The sequence below is a fragment of the Jatrophihabitans sp. genome, assembly GCF_036000465.1.
Lineage (GTDB): Bacteria > Actinomycetota > Actinomycetes > Mycobacteriales > Jatrophihabitantaceae > Jatrophihabitans.
This window is the reverse complement of the sequence record NZ_DASYFV010000002.1, coordinates 1-1,911: the sequence shown is the minus strand read 5'-3', so window position 1 is coordinate 1,911 and position 1,911 is coordinate 1. Positions and strand designations below refer to the sequence as shown.

Here is a 1,911-nt window from a genome sequence, read left to right as displayed (position 1 = left end):
CGGCGAGCCCGTCCCGCTGACACCGGAACCGCCGCAGCCCGCGGCGTGGCGCTACGCCGAGCTGCAGTTCCTGCGCGTCGGCGAGGTCTGGTGCGTACGCGAGCGGCACGCCGAGGACGGGTCGGTGACCCGCGACATCGTCGCCGTGCCGATCGACGGTTCGGCCGCGGACGATCCGGCCAAGATCAGATCGGTGGTCGGCGGCTCGCACTTTCTCGCCTACCCGCGGATCTCGCCGGACGGGCGCCGGCTCGCCTGGATCGCGTGGGAGCATCCGCAGATGCCGTGGGACGGCACCGAGCTGCGCGTCGCCGACCTGCAGGACGACGGCACGTGCGGGCCGCACCGCACGCTGCTCGGCGCGATCGACGAGTCGATCCTGCAGCCCGAGTGGCGCGATGCCGAGACGCTCTACGCGATCAGCGACGTCAGCGGCTTCTGGAACCTGTACACGATCGGGCTGGACGGCCTCGACGCCGTGGCCGTGGCCCCGGTCGACGCCGACCTCGGCGGCCCGATGTGGCAGCTCGGCTCGAACTGGTACCGGATCCTCGACGACGGACGGCTGCTCACCGTGCGCACGTTCGGCGACGACATCCTGGCCGTCCTCGATCCGGCCACCGGCAAGTACGACGACATCGACCTCGGCAACATCAGCTCGGTGACCCTCGGCGCTGTCGACGGCGACCGCGTGCTGCTCGGCACCGGCGGTTCGCGCACCGTCGCCGGATCGCGGCTGCTCGACCTGGGCAGCCGCGAGCTGACCGACGTCCGGCTGGCACTCGACGAGGCGCCCGACCCGGCGTACCTGCCCGAGGCCCGGCTGATGACGGTCGAGGGCGGTCCGGCCAACGACGGGCGCGAGGTGCACGTGATCGTGTACCCGCCGCACAACCCGGACTTCGTCGCGCCCGAGGGCGAGCTGGCGCCGTTCGTCGCGCTGGTGCACGGCGGCCCGACCGGTCAGGCGGAGCCCACGGTCGTCCATGCCGTGGGCCTGATCGGTTACTTCACCAGCCGCGGCATCGGCGTTGTCGACGTCAACTACGGCGGGTCGACGGGCTACGGCCGCGAGTACCGCAACCGGTTGCGCGGGCAGTGGGGCGTCGTCGACGTCCAGGACACGGTTGCCGCGGTGCGCGGGCTGGCCGACGCCGGCATCGCCGACCCGGCCCGGCTCGGCATCGAGGGCGGCTCGGCGGGCGGGTGGACGGTGCTGGCCGCGCTGACCACGTCCGACGCCTTCGCCTGCGGCGTGTCGCTGTTCGGGGTGGCCGAGCTCACCAACTTCGTCAAGGACACCCACGACTTCGAGTCGCGCTACGTCGACGGTCTGGTCGGGCCGCTGCCCGAGGCGGCCGACCTGTACGAGGAGCGGGCGCCGCTCAACCACGTCGACGGGCTGTCCTGCCCGGTGCTGTTGCTGCAGGGGCTCGACGACCCGATCGTCCCGCCGTCGCAGGCAGAGCTGTTCCGGGACGCCCTGCAGAGCAAGGGGATCCCGCACGCGTACCGCCCCTACGAGGGCGAGTCGCACGGGTTCCGCAAGCGCGAGACGTTGATCGACGTCTACGAGTCGTCGCTGTCCTTCTACGGTCAGGTGTTCGGGTTCGAGCCGCCGGGCGTGCCGAAGCTCGTCCTTTCGTGAACCTGGTCGACGTCGTCGAGGACGGCTGGGCCGCAGCGCTGAAGCCGGTCGCCGGCGAGATCTCGGCGATGGGCGACTTCCTGCGCGCCGAGGTCGCGGCCGGGCGCACCTACCTGCCGGCGGGCAAGAACATCTTGCGTGCGTTCACCCAGCCGTTCGCCGACGTGCGGGTGCTGATCGTGGGCCAGGACCCGTACCCGACGCCGGGGCACCCGGTCGGGCTGTCGTTCTCGGTCGAGCCGGACGTGCGGCCGGTGCCGCGT

1 protein-coding gene and 1 pseudogene are annotated in these 1,911 nt (G+C 72.2%); both read left to right on the top strand.

The annotated features are described in order from the left end of the window. On the top strand, positions 1-1,648 hold a 1,648-nt coding region (locus VGN18_RS00230; RefSeq protein ID WP_327537599.1), incomplete at its 5' end, for a S9 family peptidase. Then, positions 1,645-1,911: pseudogene (locus VGN18_RS00225) on the top strand (uracil-DNA glycosylase); the annotation flags it as partial. The gene VGN18_RS00230 and the pseudogene VGN18_RS00225, both read left to right, overlap by 4 nt.